A 17,928-nucleotide genomic window follows, 5' to 3' on the forward strand; every position below is an offset into this window, starting at 1 on the left:
TGTGGATCCGCACCTGGCGCGCCCGCGTGGTCTCCTGCCACCGCTCATCGCTCGGCGGTCGCTTCACGGGGTCACTTCACGGGGTCACTTCACGATGGTCACTTCACGATGGTCACTTCGCGCGGAAGTAGTGGCCCTTGTCGAGGTCGTCGATCAGCCCCGGCTGCACCGGCTGCCACCCCAGCAGTTCACGGGTCAGTGCGCTCGTCGCCGGGGAGTCGAGCCCGATCATGCCGCCCAGCCAGGAGAAGTGCTCGCCCGCCTCCAGCAATGTCAGTGACTGCCATCAACGTAGCACCGATGTCAGTCACTGTCATCAGCCTAGGAGCCGAGGCATGGGTCGATGGGCCCGTGAACCATGAGCCGGAACGGCGGGCAGACGGCGCGCGCCGACACGACCCGGTCGCTATGGGGGACGGCAGACCAGGGCCGAGGGCGTCAGGCGACGGCCTCCGGCAGGCAGAGGCCGAGCTGGCTGAAGAGCTCCAACTGGTCGTAATAGTCGCGGTCGCTGACGATCAGCCCGTTCTCGATGGTGCACAACCCCGCGCCGCGGACCGCGATGCGCTGGCCGGTCGCCTCCAGCATCGATCCACCGGGTAGCAGGAGCGGCCCGAGATGCGTACCGGTCATGACGTACTCGGAGACGGCCGAGACGGCCGGATCACACGCGGGGACCTTGCACCACGGTGTGATCTGCAGATCCGGGAAGGCCTGCAGCAGGTGCTCGAAGTACCAGGCGATCTGTTCGCGTCCCTCGGCCGGGCCCACCGGCCCGACATAGACGGCGTCTCGGGCGAAATACTGCATTACCACTTCAATATCGTGATCGTTCAGAGCCGCGATCACCCGATCTTTGACCTCTCGAGCGGTGGCGATCATCTTCGCTCCCCTTGAATGCGACCATCACCGGCTCCTACGACACCACGGTAACGTGGCGCCTTCTGGCGGGCCCATACCGCCGTCGCCTGCAAGACGAACGGCAGGCTCGCGAGCCCGCGTGAGGCCGACCCGCCGTTTCTTCCGCCCGAAAGATCCCGGAGGACCTTTTCTCCCGCCCGAAATCGGCTCTAGTATCCGGAACATGACCTTGCTTCCGCTCGCTCCGCCGCGGGCGGTTCCCGGCGGCCCGCCGTCCGTCCACGCGATCCCCGCCGACCGGGAGGCCTTATGACCAGGCAGTTCGCCGCCACCCGGGCCTCCGGCGAGGTGTACGCCCTCGGGGAGGGCCCCGTGTGGGACCCCGTCAGGCAGCGCCTGCTGTGGGTGGACATCAACGCGGGAGCCGTACACGAGGGACGGCTCGACCCCGAGACCGGCACGATCACCGCCACCGCCGCGCACACCTTCGGCGCGGCGGGCACCGCGGCGGGCAACACGGCGGGCAACACGGCGGGCAACACGGCGGGCAACACGGTGGGCACCGCGGCGGGCAACACGGTGGGCAACACGGTGGGCGCGGTCGCCGTATCCGCCGACGGGCAGCTCGTCGTCGCCGAGCGCGAGGTCCTCACCCGGGTCGACGCCGCGGGCCGCCGCACCGAGCTGGCCCGGGTGCTGCCGCCCGGCGCGCCGAGCCGGCTCAACGACGGCGCCGTGGACCCGGCCGGGCGCTTCCTGATCGGCAGCATGGCGCTGGACGACCGGGAGGGCCAGGAGGTGCTGGCCCGCCTCGACGGCACGGACTGCGTCCTCCTCGATGAGGACCTGACCCTGTCGAACGGCCTGGCCTGGAGCCCCGAGGGCGACCGCCTCTACAGCATCGACAGCACGCCGCACGTGGTGTGGGAGCGTGACTACGACCCGGCCACCGGGCGGACCGGGCCGCGGCGGGAACTGTTCCGGCTCACCGGTGGCATGCCCGACGGAATGTGCGCCGACGCCGAGGGCAACCTGTGGATCGCGTTCTTCGGCGGCGGCCGGGTGGAGTGCCGCGATCCGGGCGGCCGCCTGCTCGCCGTGGTCGAGGTCGGCGCGCCCAACGTCACCTGCCCCGCCTTCGCCGGGCCGGACCTCGACGTCCTCGTCATCACCACGTCCACCAACGACGTCGATGTGGCCGAACACCCCGGGTCCGGGCACCTGTTCACCGCCCGGGTGGGCGTACGCGGCCTGGCGACGCCCTACTGGGCTCCGCCGCGATGACGAATCCTCATCCTTCCCGAGGAGACACGACCTTGCCTCACCCCGGCATCGGCGCCGTCGCGCCCGTCCCCGGCGTCCGGTAGTGCGGGCACTGGTCATCACCGGCCCCGGCAGGGCCGAGGTCGTGGACGTCGAACCACCGGTCGCCGCGCCCGGGCAGGTGGTCGTCGACGTCGAGCGGGTCGGCGTCTGCGGCACCGACGTGGAGCTGTTCACCGGCGAGATGAGCTATCTGCACTCCGGCCACGCCTGGTATCCGCTGCGTCCGGGCCACGAGTGGTGCGGCGTCGTCACGGCACTCGGGGACGGCGTCGACCCCGGCTGGCTGGGCCGCCGGGTCACGGGCGACACCATGCTGGGCTGCGGGCGCTGCCGCTTCTGCGGTGACGGGCTGCAGCACGTCTGTCCCGACCGGGCGGAGATCGGCATCCGCCGGGGCTTCCCGGGGGCGCTGGCCGAGCGGCTCGCCGTACCGGCGGGGGCGCTGCACGCGCTGCCCGAGACGATCGACGCGACGCTGGGCGCGCTGGTCGAACCCGGCGGCAGCGCCCTGCGCGCCGTACGTGGGGCCGCCGTGCACCCCGGCGACCGGCTGCTGGTGCTGGGCACGGGCACGATCGGCCTGCTGGTCGCGCTGCTCGCGCGGGCCAGGGGCGCCGACGTGCACCTGATGGGCCGCGACGAGCCCACGCTCCGGCCGGCCCGCGACCTCGGCTTCGCGGGCGCGTGGACCCGCGCGTCACTGCCGTCACTACGGTGGGACGCCGTGGTCGACGCGTCCAACGCGGCGGACCTGCCGGCGCTCGCGCTCGACCTGGTCAGGCCCGCGGGCCGGGTAGTCTATGTCGGTCTCGCGGGGTCTCCCAGCCGCATCGACACCCGCGACCTCGCGCTCAGGGACGTCACCGCCGTCGGCGTGCTCAGCGGATCGGCCGGTCTGGCCGGGACCATCGAGGCGTACGCGGACGGGTCGGTCGACGCCCGCCCGCTCGTGGCCGCCACCGTCGGCCTGGACGACGCCGCCGGTGTGCTGGCGGGGCGCCGCCCGGCCGGCGCGGGCCCGGGCCCGAAGATCCACATCGACCCTCGGCGATAGAGGGGGCGCAGCGCCGCCCCGGACGGAAGCGTTCACATCATGAGCCTCATCCACGTGGATCCCCCCCACCGCATCGCCCCGGCGGACCCCGCCGTGCTGGCGGCGGTGGAGGCCGCCGTGCCGGCGATCACCCGGTCCCGGGTGAGCGACCGGCTGGGCATGGCCCACGACGCCTCGCACTACCTGCTGACGCCGCAGGCGGTCGTGGTGCCGGAAAGCGCCGCGCAGGTGGCGGCGCTGATGCGGGCCGGGTTGCCGCTGACCTTCCGCTCCGGCGGCACCAGCCTGTCCGGGCAGGGCGTCACGAGTCATCTGCTCGTCGACACCCGCCGCCACTTCAGGGGTGTCGAGGTGCTCGACGGCGGTGAGCGGGTGCGGGTGCAGCCCGGCGCCGTGCTGCGGCAGGTCAACGCCCGTCTGGCCGCGTACGGCCGCAGGCTGGGCCCCGACCCGGCCAGCGAGTCGGCGTGCACGATCGGCGGGGTCGTCGCCAACAACTCCAGCGGCATGACCTGCGGCACCCACGCCAACACCTATCGGACGCTGGAGTCGATGACGCTGGTGCTGCCCAGCGGCACCGTGATCGACACCGGCGCGCCCGACGCCGACGCGCGCCTGCACGCCCTCGAACCCGACCTGGCCCAGGGGCTGGAACGGCTGCGCGACCGGATCCGCGGCAATCCGGACTCCGTACGCCGGGTCAAGGCGCAGTTCTCCATCAAGAACACCATGGGCTACGGCCTGAACAGCTTCCTCGATCACGACAGCCCGGCGCAGATCCTCGCCCACCTGGTCATCGGCAGTGAGGGCACGCTGGCGTTCGTCGCGGAGGCCGTGCTGCGGACGGTGCCGCTGCACCGCCTCGCCACGACCGGCCTGATCGTCTTCCCGACGCTGCGGGAGGCGATGGCCGCCGTGCCGGAGATCGTCACGGCCGGGCCCGCCGCCATCGAACTGCTCGACGCCGAATCGCTGCGGGTGGCCGCGACCGACCCGGGCGCCGACGACGTCCTGCGCACGCTGGAGGTGCGCGATCACGCGGCGCTGCTGGTGGAGTGGCAGGAGTCCGACCCCGAGCTGCTCGCCCGGCGCGAGCGGGAGGCCGGGCAGGTCTTCGCCGGGATGGATCTCGCCGCTCCGGCCCGGCTCAGCGGCGACAGCGCCGGCCGCGCGGCCCTGTGGCGCATCCGCAAGAACCTGTACGCCTCGGTCGCCGGGGCCCGGCCGTCCGGCACCACCGCGCTGCTGGAGGACGTCGCCGTCCCGGTGCCCACGCTGGCCGATCTCTGCGACGAGCTGTCCGAGCTGTTCGACCGCTACCGCTACGAGCGCAGCGTGATCTTCGGACACGCCAAGGACGGCAACCTGCACTTCATGCTCAACGAGCGCTTCGGCACCGATCTGGGGCGCTACGCCGACTTCACCGAAGACCTGGTGGACGCCGTGCTGTCGCGTGGCGGCACGCTCAAGGCCGAGCACGGCACCGGCCGGGTCATGGCCCCCTTCGTACGCCGCCAGTACGGCGAGGAGCTGTTCGAGGTGATGCGGGAGGTCAAACGGCTGTGCGACCCCGGCGGCACGCTCAACCCCGGCGTCGTGCTCACCGACGACCCCGAGGCGCACCTGCGTGACCTAAAGCCCGTCGCCACCGTCGAGCCCGAGGTCGACCGGTGCGTGGAGTGCGGCTACTGCGAACCGGTCTGCCCCAGCCGCGACCTGACCACCACACCGCGCCAGCGCATCGTGCTGCGCCGCGAGCTGGCCGCGGCCGAAGCGGCCGGCGACCACGCCCTCGCCCGGCAGCTTGAGGAGGAGTACGGCTACGACGCCATCGACACCTGCGCCGTGGACGGCATGTGCGCCACCGCCTGCCCCGTCCTGATCAACACCGGCGACCTCACCAAACGCCTGCGCGCCGAGCGGCACGGCCGCACCGCGCGGGCGGGCTGGAAGTCCGCAGCGAAGCACTGGGACGCGGTGACCCGGGCCATGGACCTCGCGATGGACATCGCCGCCGCGTCCCCGGCCCGGCTCGCCGAGGGCGCCGGCCGGGCCGCCCGCGCCGTCGTGAGCCCGGACGCCGTTCCCCAGTGGAGCCGCGACCTGCCGCGCGGCGGCACGCCCCGGCGCGCGGCGCCGCATCGCGAGGCCGACGCCGTCTACGTGCCGTCGTGCCTGAACACCATGTTCGCCCCCGCCGACGGCGGGCCCGGCGTCATGGCCGCGCTGCTGCGGCTGGCCGAGCGGGCCGGCCTGCGGCTGCACGTGCCGGAGGGCGTCGGCAGCCTGTGCTGCGGCACCCCGTGGTCCTCGAAGGGCTTCGGCGACGGCTATGAGGTCATGCGCCGCCGGGTGCGCGATGCGCTCCTGACCGCGACCGACGGCGGCAGGCTTCCGGTCGTCAGCGACGCCGCCTCGTGCACGGAGGGGTTCGAACGGCTGACCGCCGCGGGGTCCGGACCGGCCACCGGCGCGGCCTCGCCCGCCGTCCGGGTGCTCGACGCGGTGACCTTCGTGGCCGACCACGTGCTGCCGCGGCTGCCGCAGCCGCCGGAGGACCGCCGGCTGGCCTCGCTGGCCCTCCACCCGACCTGCTCGTCCACCCGGCTCGGTCTCGACGCGGCCATCGCCAAGATCGCCGGCGTGGTCGCGAAGCGGGTCGTCGTCCCGGACGGCTGGCAGTGCTGCGCCTTCGCCGGCGACCGTGGGCTGCTGCATCCCGAGCTGACCGCCTCCGCCACCCGCGCCGAGGCCGCCTCGGTGGCCGAGGGCGGCTTCGCCGCGCACGCGTCGGTCAACCGTACGTGCGAGATCGGCATGACCCGCGCCACCGGGAAGACGTATCACCACCTGCTCGAACTGCTCGACACGATCACCGCTTGAGGGCGCTGAGGCCGTCTCCTGCCGAGGGCCCCGGACACCGGGGTCGCCCGCCGGGCGAGTATCGTCGCGGCCGGACATAACACACCAGATCGGACGGGAGTGTCGATGAAGTTCATGAAGGCCCGGGAGGTGCCGGGGCGGGTGGCCACGGGTGCGTACATCCTGCACTCCGGCCTGGAGAAGTGGAAGGGCGGCGACGAACAGGCCGCCGGGCTCCACGGCACGGCCGCCAACGCCTTTCCGTTCCTGAAGAACATCCCGCCGCGCCGGTTCCTCAAACTGCTGTCCGCGGCCGAGATCGCGACGGGCGTGGCTCTCCTGACGCCGTTCGTGCCCGCCGCGCTCGCCGGAGCCGCGCTCACCGGATTCTCCGGCAGCCTGGTCGCGCTCTACCTGCGTACGCCCGCGCTGCACAAGCCCGGCAGCATCTGGCCGACCCCGGCGGGCATCGGCATCAGCAAGGACGTGTGGATGCTGGGCGTCGGGCTCGGGCTGCTCGCCGACGCCGCGACCCGGCGGCGCGACGGCTGACCCGCCGCCCTCGGGGAAGCGCGTCAGAGCGCTCGCAGCGCGCGCCGCAGACGACTCACCAGCGTGAGGGGCTCGTCCTCCTCCGGCGCGGCGTCGTCGTCCGGCAGGTCGTACCAGTGCGTGTCGCCCGGGAACGGGTCCGGCTCCGCACCGGGCTCGTCCCCGGCGGCAGCGTCGTCCGGTGCCTCGAACGGCGGGAACTGCTCGGAAACGGCCACTGGTACGGTCCTCACGATGAAGCGGGCACGTCCCGGGGGACGCCTGCGAGAACTGTACGCGTAGCTTCTGGACAACTGCCCCGGTTCGTCCCCTCCGATGTTCGTCCCTGGCTACAGAAGATCCGCCGGGCGGGTATGGAGGATGCGGGCCAGCAGGGCGGTCATCTGCTCGCGCTCCGCGGGGCCGAGGCAGGCGAACCACTCCCGCTCCCTGCGGGTCTGCTCGGCGAATGCCTCACGCACGGCCGCCTCGCCCGCCTCGGTCAGCGCGACGACCACCGCGCGGCCGTCGTCGGGCACCGGTCGCCGTTCGACCAGGCCGCCGCGTTCGAGGGTGTTGACGGCGTTGGTCACCGCGGACCTCGACATGGCGGAGATCTCGGCGAGCCGTACGGGCTGGGTGGGGCCGAGCAGCCAGAGCTTGAACATCAGCCGGAAACCGGGCAGCGTCAGACCGCGCGGCCGGTGGATACGGGTCTCCAGGTCGGTGACCAGCACGTAGGCGAGCTGGAGCAGGTGATAGGCCAGCGCGAACGCCTCCGCGTCGGCCGGAGGCGACATCTCCGCCAGGCGCTCGCGCGCGTAGGCGGCGTACCGCAGGTCGGGTGGCGTGGCCGCGCCGGAATCCGGCCGGATGCCGGGCTCGCTGTCCATCGGTCAAGTCTTGCGCAGCCGCAGGAGTGCCGTGAATATTGTTTCGGCCATAACGACTTCTCCTCATTTCTCCCCGGAGGCCCACGTGCGCATCGTCATCGCCGGAGCAGGCATCGGCGGGCTGACCGCCGCGCTCAGCCTGCACGCGGCCGGGTTCGAAGACGTGACCGTGCACGAGGCCGCCCCCGAGATCCGGCCGCTGGGCGTCGGGATCAACCTCCTCCCCCACGCCGTACGGGAGCTGACCGAGCTGGGGCTGGCCGACCGGCTGGCGGAGATCGGCGTGGCCACGGCCGAACTGGCCTACTTCAACCGCTACGGCACGCCGATCTGGTCCGAGCCCCGGGGACTGGCCGCGGGCTACGCCTGGCCGCAATACTCCGTCCATCGCGGGACGCTCCAGATGCTCCTGCTGGAGGCGGTCGTCGAGCGGCTCGGCCCGGACTCCGTGCGGAGTGGCAGCAGGATCACCGGTCCCGGCGACGAGGACCTGCTGATCGGCGCGGACGGAATCCACTCGGCCGTGCGCGCCCATCTCTACCCCGATGAGGGTCCGCCGCCGTGGAACGGCCTGGTCCTGTGGCGGGGCGTCACCTACGGCGAGCCGTTCCTCACCGGCCGGTCCATGATCATGGCCGGTGACGGCACGCAGAAGTTCGTCGCCTACCCCATCGAGACCGGCGAACGCACACTGATCAACTGGATCGCGGAGCGGCCGCTGGACGGCGAGGCCCCCGACCGGGGGAACTGGAACCGCCCGGCCGACCTGACCGAGATCGGCAGGCACTTCGCCGACTGGCGCTTCGACTGGCTCGACGTGCCCGGGATCATCGCCGGGGCCGAGACCGCGTACGAGTACCCGATGGTCGACCGCGACCCCCTGCCCCGCTGGACCTTCGACGGCATCACGCTCCTCGGCGACGCGGCGCACGCCATGTATCCGATCGGCTCCAACGGCGCCTCCCAGGCGATCATCGACGCCCGCGTGCTGGCGTACGCCCTCGCCCAGGGCGACCTGGCGGCGTACGAGGAGCTGCGCCGGCCGGCCACCACGGCGCTTCAGCTGTCCAACCGCGAGATGGGCCCGGAGGTCGTCATGAAGCTCGCCCACGAGCGGGCGCCCGAAGGGTTCGACGACATCGAGCAGGTCATCCCCCACGAGGAGCGGGCGGAGATCGCCGCCTCCTACAAGCGGACCGCCGGATTCGACCCCGCCTCGCTCAGCGAACGCCCCTCGTGGAGCGTAGATCGGAGTGCCACCTCGTGAACCTCGAACCGCTCGCCACCTTCCACGTGGATCTCGATCCCGTGCTCGACCTCGGCGACTCGCACTGGGGCCACCGCCGTGTGGTCAACATCGTGGGCGGCACGTTCGACGGTCCCCGCCTGTCGGGAACCGTGCTGCCCGGCGGGGCCGACTGGCAGGTCGTCCACGCCGACGGCATGATCAGCATCGACACGCGCTACACGCTGCGCACCCACGACGGCGCGCACATCTACATCACCACCAGCGGAGTCAGGCACGGCTCCCCCGAGGTGCTCGACCGCCTCGGGCGCGGCGAAGACGTGGACCCGTCGGAGTACTACTTCCGGCTGTTCTGCCGCTTCGAGACGGGCGACGATCGATATCTGTGGCTCAACCGCACCCTCGCCGTGGCCTCGGCCGCCCGCGTGGCCACCGCCGTACGCTACGACGCCTACGCCCTGACCTGACCTGACCTCGTCCTGAGGAGCCCCATGCCGAAGCTCGACCGCTCCCCGTTTCCGGTCACCGTCGAGCACGACGTCCCGATGCCGATGCGGGACGGCACCGTCCTGCGCGGCTCCGTCCACCGGCCGGCCCACGGCGGCCCGTTCCCGGCGCTGCTCATGCGCACGCCGTACGGCGAGGACTCGCTGCGGACGGCGCCGGTGACGCCCGCGCTGCGGGCCGGGTTCGCGGTGGTGCTGCAGCACTGCCGGGGGCGCGGGAGCAGCGACGGCGAGTTCCGGCCGTGGGCGGACGAGGGCGCCGACGGCCACGACACGATCACCTGGATCACCGCGCAGCCCTGGTCGAACGGCGAGGTCGTCATGAGCGGCATGTCCTACCTCGCCGGGTGTGCCCTCCAGGCGGCGGCGACCCGCCCGCCGGGGCTGAAGGCCGTGGTCGCCTCCATGACGCCACACGACTTCCACGACGGCCTCAAGTATCACGGCGGGGCCTTCGCCCTGGGCTCGGCACTCAACTGGGGTGCGCTGCAGGCGATGCTCAGCCTGCTGCACGCCGCCGAGGCGGGCGAGGACGCCGGCCCGGGTCTGGCCGTGGTCCTTCCCGTGCTGCACGACCAGGACGCCGCGGCACGCACCCTGCCGGTCGGCGACATCCCCGGCATCCCCTGGTGGCGCGACTGGACCTCGCACGTGGAACGCGACGCCTACTGGGAGGACCTGGCCGATACCCTGCGCCACGACCGCATCGAGGTGCCGGTCATGCACGTGGCGGGCTGGTTCGACCTGTTCCTCGGCGGGACGCTGGAAAACCACCGCCGTCTCGGTGGTCCTCTGGTCATCGGCCCCTGGTCCCACCTCGCGCCGGGCGCCGCGGGCACCGGGCGGCTGTTCTTCGGGGCCGCCGCCTCGGGGCAGGCGATCGGGCTGGAGCAGCGGGAGCTCGCGTTCCTGAAGGGCGAGGACACCGGCCCCGCCGTGAAGATCTTCGTGATGGGCGACGACGTCTGGCGGGACGAGGAGACCTGGCCGCTGGAGCGCGCCGTCGAGACCCCCTACTACCTGCACACCGGCGGGCTCCTCTCCCCCGAGCCTCCCTCGGCGTACGAGCCGGCGACCTTCACCTTCGACCCGCGCGACCCGGTCCCGACCGTCGGCGGCCCGACCCTGCTGGCCGATCCCACCAACGTCGGCCCGCAGGACCAGCGCGACGTGGAGCGGCGGCCCGACGTGCTCTGCTACTCGACCGAGGTGCTCGCCTCCGACGTCGAGGTGACGGGCCCGGTGTCGGTGACCCTGCACGCGGAGACCTCCGCCGCCTCGACCGACTGGACGGCCAAGCTCGTGGACGTCCATCCCGACGGCCGGGCGATGAGCGTGATCGACGGCATCGTCCGCGTCGCCGAGCCGTCCGGGACGTTCGTCATCGATCTGGTGGCCACCAGCCAGGTCTTCAAGGCCGGTCACCGGATCCGGGTGGAGATCTCCAGCTCCAACTTCCCCCGTTTCGACCGCAACCCCGGCACCGGCCGGAGCGCGGCGACCGAGGCGGACATGGTCGTCCAGCACCAGAAGGTCTTCCCCGACTCGTACATCACGCTGCCGATCGTCCCCCGCTGACCCCACTTCCCTGGGCCGGCCTCCCTGCCGTCGATCCGGTGGCGATCCCTTCGAGGAGATCCACGCCTCCGCCCCATCCGTCCGCCCGGAAGCCGTGGCAACCCGGATCAGCCTTCGGCCTTCGCCTTCACGGCCTGCGCCGTTCTCCCGGCCAGCCCGGCACTCTACAAGCATCATTCCGGCACGAGCGAGAACTTACGATCACCATCTGGCCTCCTCCTATGCCCACCACCTCATCGAGCCCGGCTTCTGCTCGCGGCTGATTCCGCTACGTTGCGACGCCCTGGCACAGTTGATCACGAACGTGCACAATGACCTCCGTGAAGGTGTACGTCGGGGTGACCGACGACAGGTGGTACCGCTTTCTGGCGGGACGTCCCGACCTGAGCGAGGTCAATTTCTGGCGGCCCTCCAGCGGACGGGAGTTCCGCGCGATCGACCACGGCGAGCCGTTCTTCTTCAAAACGCACCATCCGCACAACCGCGTGGTCGGCGGTGGGTTCTTCAGCGGCTTCGCGCCTCTCCGAGTGTCCGAGGCATGGGAGTTCTTCGGGCAGGGAAACGGCGCCGTGAGCCTGGGAGAACTGCGTCAGCAGGTGGGCAAATACCGTAGCCGACCGATGATGCTCGGCGAGGACCCGGTCATCGGCTGCGTCATCATCCGCGACGTCTTCTTCTATCCCGAGGATCGTGTCGCCGGACCACCGCCCGGCTTCGCTTCGAACATCGTGCAGGGCAAGAGCTACGACCTTGCCGTTCACCCTGCCGCTGGTTACTTCTACGATTTGCTGAACCGGGCCGGGATCGGCGGGGACGTCGACCTGTCCGAGCCGTGGCATCGCGACGGGCCCATCTTCGGCGACCCCAGGATGGCTCCACGAAGGCTCGGTCAGCAGGCGTTCCAGGCCGTCGTCCTCCATGCATACGAACGGCGTTGCGCGATCACCGGTGACCGGATCAGGCCGGTCCTGCAGGCCGCACACATCCGTCCGGTCACGAAGGGCGGCGAGCACCGGTTGGACAACGGGCTCCTGCTCCGCTCGGACGTGCACACGCTCTTCGACCGCGGTTATCTGGCGGTCGACCCCGAGCATCGGTTACTGGTCAGCCCGCGCCTGCGCGAGGAGTTCGGCAACGGCGAGGAGTTCTACCGGCGGGCCGGGCAGGAAATCGCGGTCCCCGGCCGGCCCCGCGACCGGCCGAACCGGGAATCCATCGAGTGGCATCTCGACGAAGTCTTCCTCCGTACGTAGGCCCGCCCGACACCCGGCTCGGCGGGGTCACGTCAACCCAGCCGGGCCGGGTCAGGAGATGTCGCCGAGCAGCTCGTCGGAGGAGTCAACCGTGGCAGCTGCCCGGAGCCGGGAATTCAGACGATCGAAATCGTGGCATTTCCGGATCCGCTCGGAAAAGTCGTCGGACACCTCGATACCCCGGGCCGACAGGACCGTCAGGATCGCCTCCGCCTTACCTTCAGCTATGCCTTCGGCCTTGCCCTTGGCGATGTTCTCGCGGGCCCAGTATTCGTAAGTCTCGCTCTTCAAGTGCTCCTCCAAGTGATCCCAGACCTCTCGAGGCAGCGCCGCACGAACCATGTCAGCGTACATACCCCCAGGTCCCGGTCGAGATTGTGCAGCGCGGCGAACAGGGCGTTGAGGATCTCGGGGCCCTCCGGCGTGGCGGCGTGGTGGATCGCCGAGAGCACCGCGAGCTCGATGTCCTCGGCCGCCTGACCGGGATCGGTGATGACCGGCACCTCGTTGGGGCCCGCGACCAGCGGCTTGAGGACCAGACCGGGGTGGCCGAGTTCGATCGGGCGGGCGCACCAGCGGGCGACCGACGCCTCGGGGCACACCGCCAGCAGGATGACCGGGCATTCGAGGCGGCTGCTACCGCAGCAGCAGAGGATCGTTGGCCGCCCGGGCGGGCGAGAAGGGCTCGGACGCTGAATATGACGGCATGCCCGCCTTCATCGGTTGCTCGTTCACCAGCGGATGAAGTCCGGCGGGACGTGGTCCACCAGCCAGACGCCGTTGGCACTCACCCGGAAGTGATGCCCCGCCGCGTACATAGCGCCCGCGTCGACCACGAGCACGACCGGCTTCCCCCTGCGTGCGCCGACCCGGGTGGCGGTCTCCCGGTCCGGCGACAGGTGGACGTGATGGCGGGCCATCGGCCGCAGCCCCTCCACGCGGATCGGCTCGACGTTCCGGGCGACCGTGCCGTGGTAGAGGACCGGAGGCGGCTCGGCCACCGGCAGGTCGAGGTCGACGGGCACCGAGTGCCCCTGGCTGGCGCGGATGCGATCACCCCCGATCACGTATCGCCGTTTGTCGTTGCCGGCGACCACCTGCTCCAGCTCGGCACGCGAGATCGGGAACCCGTTCGAGGCCGCCGCCGTCAGCAGCACGTCGATGTCCACCCAGCCGTGCGCGTCGAGTTCGATGCCGATGCGCTCGGGCTGGTGGCGCAGGTGCTTGGCGAGGTACTTCGAGACCCGCACCAGCCGCTGTTCGTCCACACCTTACCTCCAGTCCCCGGCGTCTAGATCACCCTATGGTGTCGGTCATGGACTGGGTCGAGCGTTTCGCGAACCTCCGCCGCTGCACGCTGCGGGGCGAACGGGCAGGCCTGCACGGGTTCCCCACGCCGGTCTCGACTCTGTCGACACGAGCCACATCGAGTGGCACGGCCGCCAGGTCTTCCGGACCCCGGCACGGCAGGGATAGCCGATAGGCTTCAGGCCCTATGGACAGCTCGATCCTGGAGAAGGTCCGCGAACTGCGCGGACAGGGCAACTCCCCCAAGCAGATCGCCCGGGCCCTGGGCATGGCGCCTGCGGCGGTCGCGCCGTACATCAGGGCGGTGGCCGAGCAGACGGGCGGGCAGGCCGCCGAACCCGAAGTCGCGGGGTGCTGGATCAACGCGGGCTGGAGCGAGGGGCTGACCATCCCGGACACGACCGGCTGGGCGGACGACGCCCCGGACGGCCAGGAGACGGCGGGCACGGTGAGCGTCATCGTGGCGCGCAAGCACGGCTGGGACAAGCTGTCGGTCTGCGCCTACCTCGTCGACGTCTACTGCCTCGGCGTCAAGCACGCCCTGGGCCCCGACGTGATGAACGAAGTGGAGCTGCACCGCTTCCTCACCAGGTATTTCCGGATCTACCCGCGGGGCCGGCGGGAGGCGCCGCTCGATTTGGTGCGGCACCTCGTCTTCGGCGCGGTCGACTACGCCCGCGATCTCGGCTTCGAGCCGACGGCGGACTTCGCCGCGACGGCCGGCCACCTCGGCACCTGGGACGAGAAGTCGGCCATCACGTTCGGCAAGGACGGCAAGCCCCTCTATCTCGCGGGCCCGGACGACGACGTCAGGCACGTGGTGAAGACGCTGGAGCGGCGGGTCGGCCCGCCGCCCAACTTCGACTTCTTCGCCCCGATGCCCGAGTCGCAGATCTCCCTGGGCGGTCACCGGCTCGCCTGACGCCGGAGGACACGAGGAGCCGCCCGCGCTCCCGGGCCGCCGGTCGCCCTGGCGGCCCGGGGAGGTGGCACTCGCTCATCTGTGCGCGAACAGGCGGTCCGCCGTACGTCCCGGCGTGCCAGACTGCGAGGCATGGCAGCATCGGGCCGACCAGTGGTCATCGACATCCGGACGCGCCGGGCCGCCGAGGAGCGCGGCAAAGCGACTCCCGACGGCTCTGACCCGTTGCTGCGCACGGTGTACGGGGAGATCCTCCGCGACGAGCGGCTGGACCAGGACCGCACACTCGACGACGTGGCGCGTGCGGTGGGCATGTCGAAGCAGTATCTGTCGGAGGTCGAGCGCGGCCGCAAGGAGCCGTCGTCGGAGATGCTGCACTCGGTGTGCGACGCGCTCGGGTTGCCGATCGAGCACCTGCTCACCCGTGCCGTCCGGCGGATCACGGCGTCGCGGCGGATCGCGACCGGCAGGCCGTCCGGCACGCCACGGGTGGAGCTGCTGGCGGCGTGAGCGCTACGACGGCTCGCGAGCGCTGATCACCTCGTCGGCCAGGCCGTACTCGACGGCCTCTCGGGCGGTGAAGATGCGGTCGCGGTCGGTGTCCTCGCGCAGCCGCGCGACCTCCACCCCGGTGTGGCGGCTGAGGATCTCCTCGGTCTGCGCGCGCACGCGCAGCACCTCGGCCGCCTGCAGGGTCAGGTCGGAGATGGTGCCCTGCCCCTGCGTGGACGGCTGGTGGAGCAGCACGCGGGAGTGGCCGAGCATGAAACGCCGCCCGGGGGCGCCGGCGGCGAACAGCACCGCGGCGGCGGAGGCCGCCTGGCCCATGCAGTACGTCGCGACCTTCGCGCGGATGAACTGCATGGTGTCGTAGATCGCGAGCATCGCGGTCGACGAGCCGCCCGGGGAGTTGATGTACAGGTTGATCTCCTGGTCCGGGCTCTCCGCCTCCAGGTGCAGCAACTGTGCCATCACGACGTTGGCGACGCCGTCGTCGATCTCCGTGCCGAGGAAGATGATCCGCTCGTTGAGCAGCCGGCTGAAGATGTCGAACGACCGCTCCCCCACCGGGGTCTTCTCGACCACGTACGGAATCGTGTACTGGCTCATGACGTGAACCCCATCCGGTTGGAAACGGCGTACGGCGCGATGGCCTGGAAGGAGTCGACGATCGAGTCGATGATCCCGTAGTCGCGGGCCTGCTCGGGGGTGAACCAGCGGTCCCGGTCGCTGTCGGCGGCGATCTCCTCGATCGTGCGGCCCGTCTCCGCGGCGAGGATCTCCTCGGACTGCCGTTTCATGTACTTGAGGTTCTCTGCCTGGATGGAGATGTCGATCGCCGTGCCGCCGATGCCGGCCGACGGCTGGTGCATCATGATCCGGCTGTGCGCGAGGCTGATCCGCTTGCCGTGCGTGCCGGACGCCAGCAGCACCTGGCCCATGCTCGCCGCCATCCCCAGCGCGACGGTGACGACGTCGTTCGGCACCAGCTTCATCGTGTCGTAGATCGCCAGCCCGGCCAGCACCGACCCTCCCGGCGAATTGATGTAGAGGATGATGTCGCTTTCGGGGTCCGCCGAGGCGAGCAGCACCATCTCGGCGCACGCCCGCTCGGCCATCTCGTCGTCGACCTCTCCGGTCAGCAGCAGGGTCCGTTGCTGGAACAGCCTTTCGTTCAGCCGATCCCGGTAACTCGTGCTCGGTGAAACACTCATGGCGCAGTTGTATCCGCCGCGACCCCGCTACCTGTCGATATGTCTGCTGAGGGCAGACCGGATGGTGCGCGAGCGGGCGGCGGGCTGGTGACCTGAACGCCTTCGGCGCATCCCGGCGTACGGCGGGCGGGCGGCCTGACGACCAGGCCGCCGACCGCGGCCACCGCCGATCACCCCCGCGCCCGGCCGCGTACGGGAGGAGGCGGGCACGTGCGACCCGCCTCTGTCCCGATGGATCCCCCCACCGGGCTCCCGGTCATGGCCCGGGAAACCCCGGCGGCCGGTCAGCGGGCCTGGCCCGGCGCTCCGGGCCGGGTCATCGGCCGGACGCGGTCGCCTTGGGCGAGGCGCCGGCGGACGGCGACGCGGGCGCCTCGGGGGACGCGGACCCCGATGGCGTGGCCGAACTCGTGGCCTCCGGCTTGGCCGGTCCTATGACCGAAGAGGACGGTTGCGGCGAGGCGTTCGCGACCGGCGTCACCGTGTCCGGCGTTCCGGAGGAGACGAAGACCAGCACTCCCGTCGCGACGGCCACCACCGCCACCACTCCGGCGGCCGCATACATGATCTTGCGCCTGAGCCGCCTGCGCTGCTCGCGCCGCCTGGCTTCCTCGCGCCGCATCGCGGCGCGCATGCGCTTCACCTTTCGCTGTGACATGGGCACTCCCGAGACCGCTCCCCGAGACGTCGTCGCGGGTCACCATAGCCGCGGGCGCGTAACGCGGATCTAAAACCCGCTCGCGCCGTTCGGCCCCCTGTCGCGGCACCCGCCGTACGGCGGGTAGTCTCCGCCGCGTGGCGCTGGATCGTCGCACCCGTGTTTTCCACGATGGTGAGCACGGACCAGTTGGTCGCAGGCAACCTCCACGACACGGGAGCCCCATTGAGCAACACCCTGCCCTCGGCCGCCACCCCACCGCCCTTCGACCCGGAGCTGGCCGCGGCCCTCGCCGTGCTGGGCGAGTCCATGCCGTCGTCGCTGACCCCGGACATGATCCCGCTCATGCGGGCGGCGATGGCGGACGGCCCCAGCCTCCCCGACGAGGCGCTCACCCGTGACGGCGCCTTCGAGGTGGAGGAGCGGGCGGTGCCGGGCCCGCCCGGCGCACCCGACGTTTCGCTGCTCGTCTGCCGTCCGGCGGGCGCCACCACCCCGCTCGCCGCGATCTACCACACGCACGGCGGCGGGATGATCATCGGCGACAACCGCGTGGGCGTCGACGGCGTGCTCGACTGGGCTCAGGAGCTCCAGCTCGTCGTCGTGTCGGTGGAATACCGGCTGGCGCCGGAGCACCCCCATCCCGCGCCGATCGAGGACTGCTACGCGGGCCTGGCGTGGACCGCCGCCCACGCCGCCGAGCTGGGCATCGACCCGGAGCGGATCATCGTCGCCGGGGCGAGCGCCGGTGGCGGGCTGGCCGCGGCGCTGGCGCTCATGGCCCGTGATCGCGGCGGTCCCGCCCTGGCGGGCCAGATGCTCATGTGCCCCATGCTCGACGACCGCAACGACACCCCGTCGTCGCACCAGATGGCCGGGCTCGGCGTCTGGGACCGCACCGCGAACGAGACCGGCTGGACCGCCCTGCTCGGCGCGGCCCGTGGCGGCCCCGGCGTCTCGCCGTACGCGGCCCCGGCCCGCGCCACCGACCTGTCCGGGCTGCCGCCCGCCTTCATCGACGTCGGCTCGGCCGAGACCTTCCGCGACGAGGACGTCGCGTACGCCGGCGCCATCTGGCGGGCGGGCGGCAGCGCCGAGCTGCACGTGTGGCCGGGCGGGTTCCACGGCTTCGACATGATGGCGCCGCAGGCGGCCGTCTCGCAGGACGCCCGGGCCGCCCGCCTGCGCTGGCTGCGCCGCGTACTCGGCAGCTGA

21 protein-coding genes and 1 pseudogene are annotated in these 17,928 nt (G+C 71.7%); 12 read left to right on the forward strand and 10 right to left on the reverse strand.

The annotated features are described in order from the left end of the window. Window positions 1-112: 112 nt before the first annotated feature. Entirely contained in the window at window positions 113-271 is a 159-nt protein-coding gene (locus OHB01_RS30705) for a hypothetical protein (RefSeq protein ID WP_222709508.1), read from the reverse strand. A gap of 167 nt (window positions 272-438) precedes the next feature. Continuing rightward, window positions 439-882, reverse strand: coding sequence for an ester cyclase (locus OHB01_RS30710; protein WP_205830058.1), 444 nt, complete (start codon window positions 880-882; stop codon window positions 439-441). A gap of 288 nt (window positions 883-1,170) precedes the next feature. Between OHB01_RS30710 and OHB01_RS30715 the strand changes: the two genes are divergently transcribed. From OHB01_RS30715 to OHB01_RS30730, 4 genes are all read left to right on the forward strand, one after another. Then, complete coding sequence (locus OHB01_RS30715; RefSeq protein WP_328854335.1) at window positions 1,171-2,145, forward strand: SMP-30/gluconolactonase/LRE family protein; 975 nt, start codon at window positions 1,171-1,173, stop codon at window positions 2,143-2,145. A gap of 82 nt (window positions 2,146-2,227) precedes the next feature. Further along, window positions 2,228-3,241, forward strand: coding sequence for a zinc-dependent alcohol dehydrogenase (locus OHB01_RS30720; RefSeq protein ID WP_222709509.1), 1,014 nt, complete (start codon window positions 2,228-2,230; stop codon window positions 3,239-3,241). 39 nt (window positions 3,242-3,280) lie between these two features. Next, window positions 3,281-6,124, forward strand: coding sequence for an FAD-binding and (Fe-S)-binding domain-containing protein (locus OHB01_RS30725; RefSeq protein ID WP_328709968.1), 2,844 nt, complete (start codon window positions 3,281-3,283; stop codon window positions 6,122-6,124). A gap of 105 nt (window positions 6,125-6,229) precedes the next feature. Then, window positions 6,230-6,655 (forward strand): DoxX family membrane protein, encoded by a 426-nt coding sequence (locus OHB01_RS30730; RefSeq protein WP_205830057.1) that lies wholly within the window; start codon window positions 6,230-6,232, stop codon window positions 6,653-6,655. A gap of 23 nt (window positions 6,656-6,678) precedes the next feature. Here OHB01_RS30730 and OHB01_RS30735 read toward each other — a convergent pair whose 3' ends face one another. Beyond that, entirely contained in the window at window positions 6,679-6,873 is a 195-nt protein-coding gene (locus OHB01_RS30735; protein WP_142646905.1) for a hypothetical protein, read from the reverse strand. Between the two features lie 111 nt (window positions 6,874-6,984). Beyond that, window positions 6,985-7,527: a MarR family winged helix-turn-helix transcriptional regulator gene (locus tag OHB01_RS30740; protein WP_205830056.1), complete on the reverse strand. Its 543-nt coding sequence runs from the start codon at window positions 7,525-7,527 to the stop codon at window positions 6,985-6,987. 85 nt (window positions 7,528-7,612) lie between these two features. On the opposite strand from OHB01_RS30740, the gene OHB01_RS30745 reads away from it, so the two are divergent. The 4 genes from OHB01_RS30745 to OHB01_RS30760 all read left to right on the forward strand — a co-directional run bounded on the left by OHB01_RS30745 (window position 7,613) and on the right by OHB01_RS30760 (window position 12,110). After that, window positions 7,613-8,794, forward strand: a complete 1,182-nt coding sequence (locus OHB01_RS30745) for a flavin-dependent oxidoreductase (RefSeq protein WP_147943345.1) — start codon at window positions 7,613-7,615, stop codon at window positions 8,792-8,794. Continuing rightward, window positions 8,791-9,240, forward strand: a complete 450-nt coding sequence (locus OHB01_RS30750; RefSeq protein ID WP_142646903.1) for a DUF3237 domain-containing protein — start codon at window positions 8,791-8,793, stop codon at window positions 9,238-9,240. Before OHB01_RS30745 ends, OHB01_RS30750 begins: the two co-directional genes overlap by 4 nt. A gap of 24 nt (window positions 9,241-9,264) precedes the next feature. Continuing rightward, window positions 9,265-10,857 (forward strand): CocE/NonD family hydrolase, encoded by a 1,593-nt coding sequence (locus tag OHB01_RS30755; RefSeq protein ID WP_142646902.1) that lies wholly within the window; start codon window positions 9,265-9,267, stop codon window positions 10,855-10,857. A 311-nt stretch (window positions 10,858-11,168) separates the two neighbouring features. Then, window positions 11,169-12,110: an HNH endonuclease gene (locus OHB01_RS30760; protein WP_328854336.1), complete on the forward strand. Its 942-nt coding sequence runs from the start codon at window positions 11,169-11,171 to the stop codon at window positions 12,108-12,110. A 51-nt stretch (window positions 12,111-12,161) separates the two neighbouring features. Here OHB01_RS30760 and OHB01_RS30765 read toward each other — a convergent pair whose 3' ends face one another. From OHB01_RS30765 to OHB01_RS30775, 3 genes are all read right to left on the reverse strand, one after another. After that, window positions 12,162-12,401: a hypothetical protein gene (locus tag OHB01_RS30765; protein WP_328709965.1), complete on the reverse strand. Its 240-nt coding sequence runs from the start codon at window positions 12,399-12,401 to the stop codon at window positions 12,162-12,164. Next, window positions 12,398-12,712, reverse strand: a complete 315-nt coding sequence (locus OHB01_RS30770) for a hypothetical protein (RefSeq protein WP_328854337.1) — start codon at window positions 12,710-12,712, stop codon at window positions 12,398-12,400. Before OHB01_RS30770 ends, OHB01_RS30765 begins: the two co-directional genes overlap by 4 nt. A 129-nt stretch (window positions 12,713-12,841) precedes the next feature. Further along, window positions 12,842-13,378 carry an RNA 2'-phosphotransferase gene (locus OHB01_RS30775; protein ID WP_142646898.1) on the reverse strand — a complete coding sequence of 179 codons (537 nt, stop codon included), beginning with the start codon at window positions 13,376-13,378 and terminating at the stop codon, window positions 12,842-12,844. Between the two features lie 103 nt (window positions 13,379-13,481). Here OHB01_RS30775 and OHB01_RS39990 point away from each other — a divergent pair. From OHB01_RS39990 to OHB01_RS30785, 3 genes and pseudogenes are all read left to right on the forward strand, one after another. Beyond that, window positions 13,482-13,586 (forward strand): annotated as a pseudogene (locus tag OHB01_RS39990) (restriction endonuclease); the annotation flags it as partial. 19 nt (window positions 13,587-13,605) lie between these two features. Then, on the forward strand, window positions 13,606-14,340 hold the full coding sequence (locus tag OHB01_RS30780; RefSeq protein WP_142646897.1) for a helix-turn-helix domain-containing protein: 735 nt from the start codon (window positions 13,606-13,608) through the stop codon (window positions 14,338-14,340). 132 nt (window positions 14,341-14,472) lie between these two features. Beyond that, window positions 14,473-14,850: a helix-turn-helix domain-containing protein gene (locus OHB01_RS30785; protein ID WP_147943349.1), complete on the forward strand. Its 378-nt coding sequence runs from the start codon at window positions 14,473-14,475 to the stop codon at window positions 14,848-14,850. A gap of 3 nt (window positions 14,851-14,853) precedes the next feature. Here OHB01_RS30785 and OHB01_RS30790 read toward each other — a convergent pair whose 3' ends face one another. From OHB01_RS30790 to OHB01_RS30800, 3 genes are all read right to left on the reverse strand, one after another. Next, on the reverse strand, window positions 14,854-15,450 hold the full coding sequence (locus OHB01_RS30790) for a ClpP family protease (RefSeq protein WP_142646895.1): 597 nt from the start codon (window positions 15,448-15,450) through the stop codon (window positions 14,854-14,856). Continuing rightward, entirely contained in the window at window positions 15,447-16,055 is a 609-nt protein-coding gene (locus tag OHB01_RS30795) for a ClpP family protease (protein ID WP_142646894.1), read from the reverse strand. Before OHB01_RS30795 ends, OHB01_RS30790 begins: the two co-directional genes overlap by 4 nt. Window positions 16,056-16,371: 316 nt before the next feature. Beyond that, entirely contained in the window at window positions 16,372-16,713 is a 342-nt protein-coding gene (locus OHB01_RS30800) for a hypothetical protein (protein ID WP_142646893.1), read from the reverse strand. A 309-nt stretch (window positions 16,714-17,022) separates the two neighbouring features. On the opposite strand from OHB01_RS30800, the gene OHB01_RS30805 reads away from it, so the two are divergent. Next, window positions 17,023-17,928: an alpha/beta hydrolase gene (locus OHB01_RS30805; protein ID WP_328855874.1), complete on the forward strand. Its 906-nt coding sequence runs from the start codon at window positions 17,023-17,025 to the stop codon at window positions 17,926-17,928.

Origin of the sequence: Microbispora hainanensis, assembly GCF_036186745.1 — a bacterium.
GTDB lineage: Bacteria > Actinomycetota > Actinomycetes > Streptosporangiales > Streptosporangiaceae > Microbispora.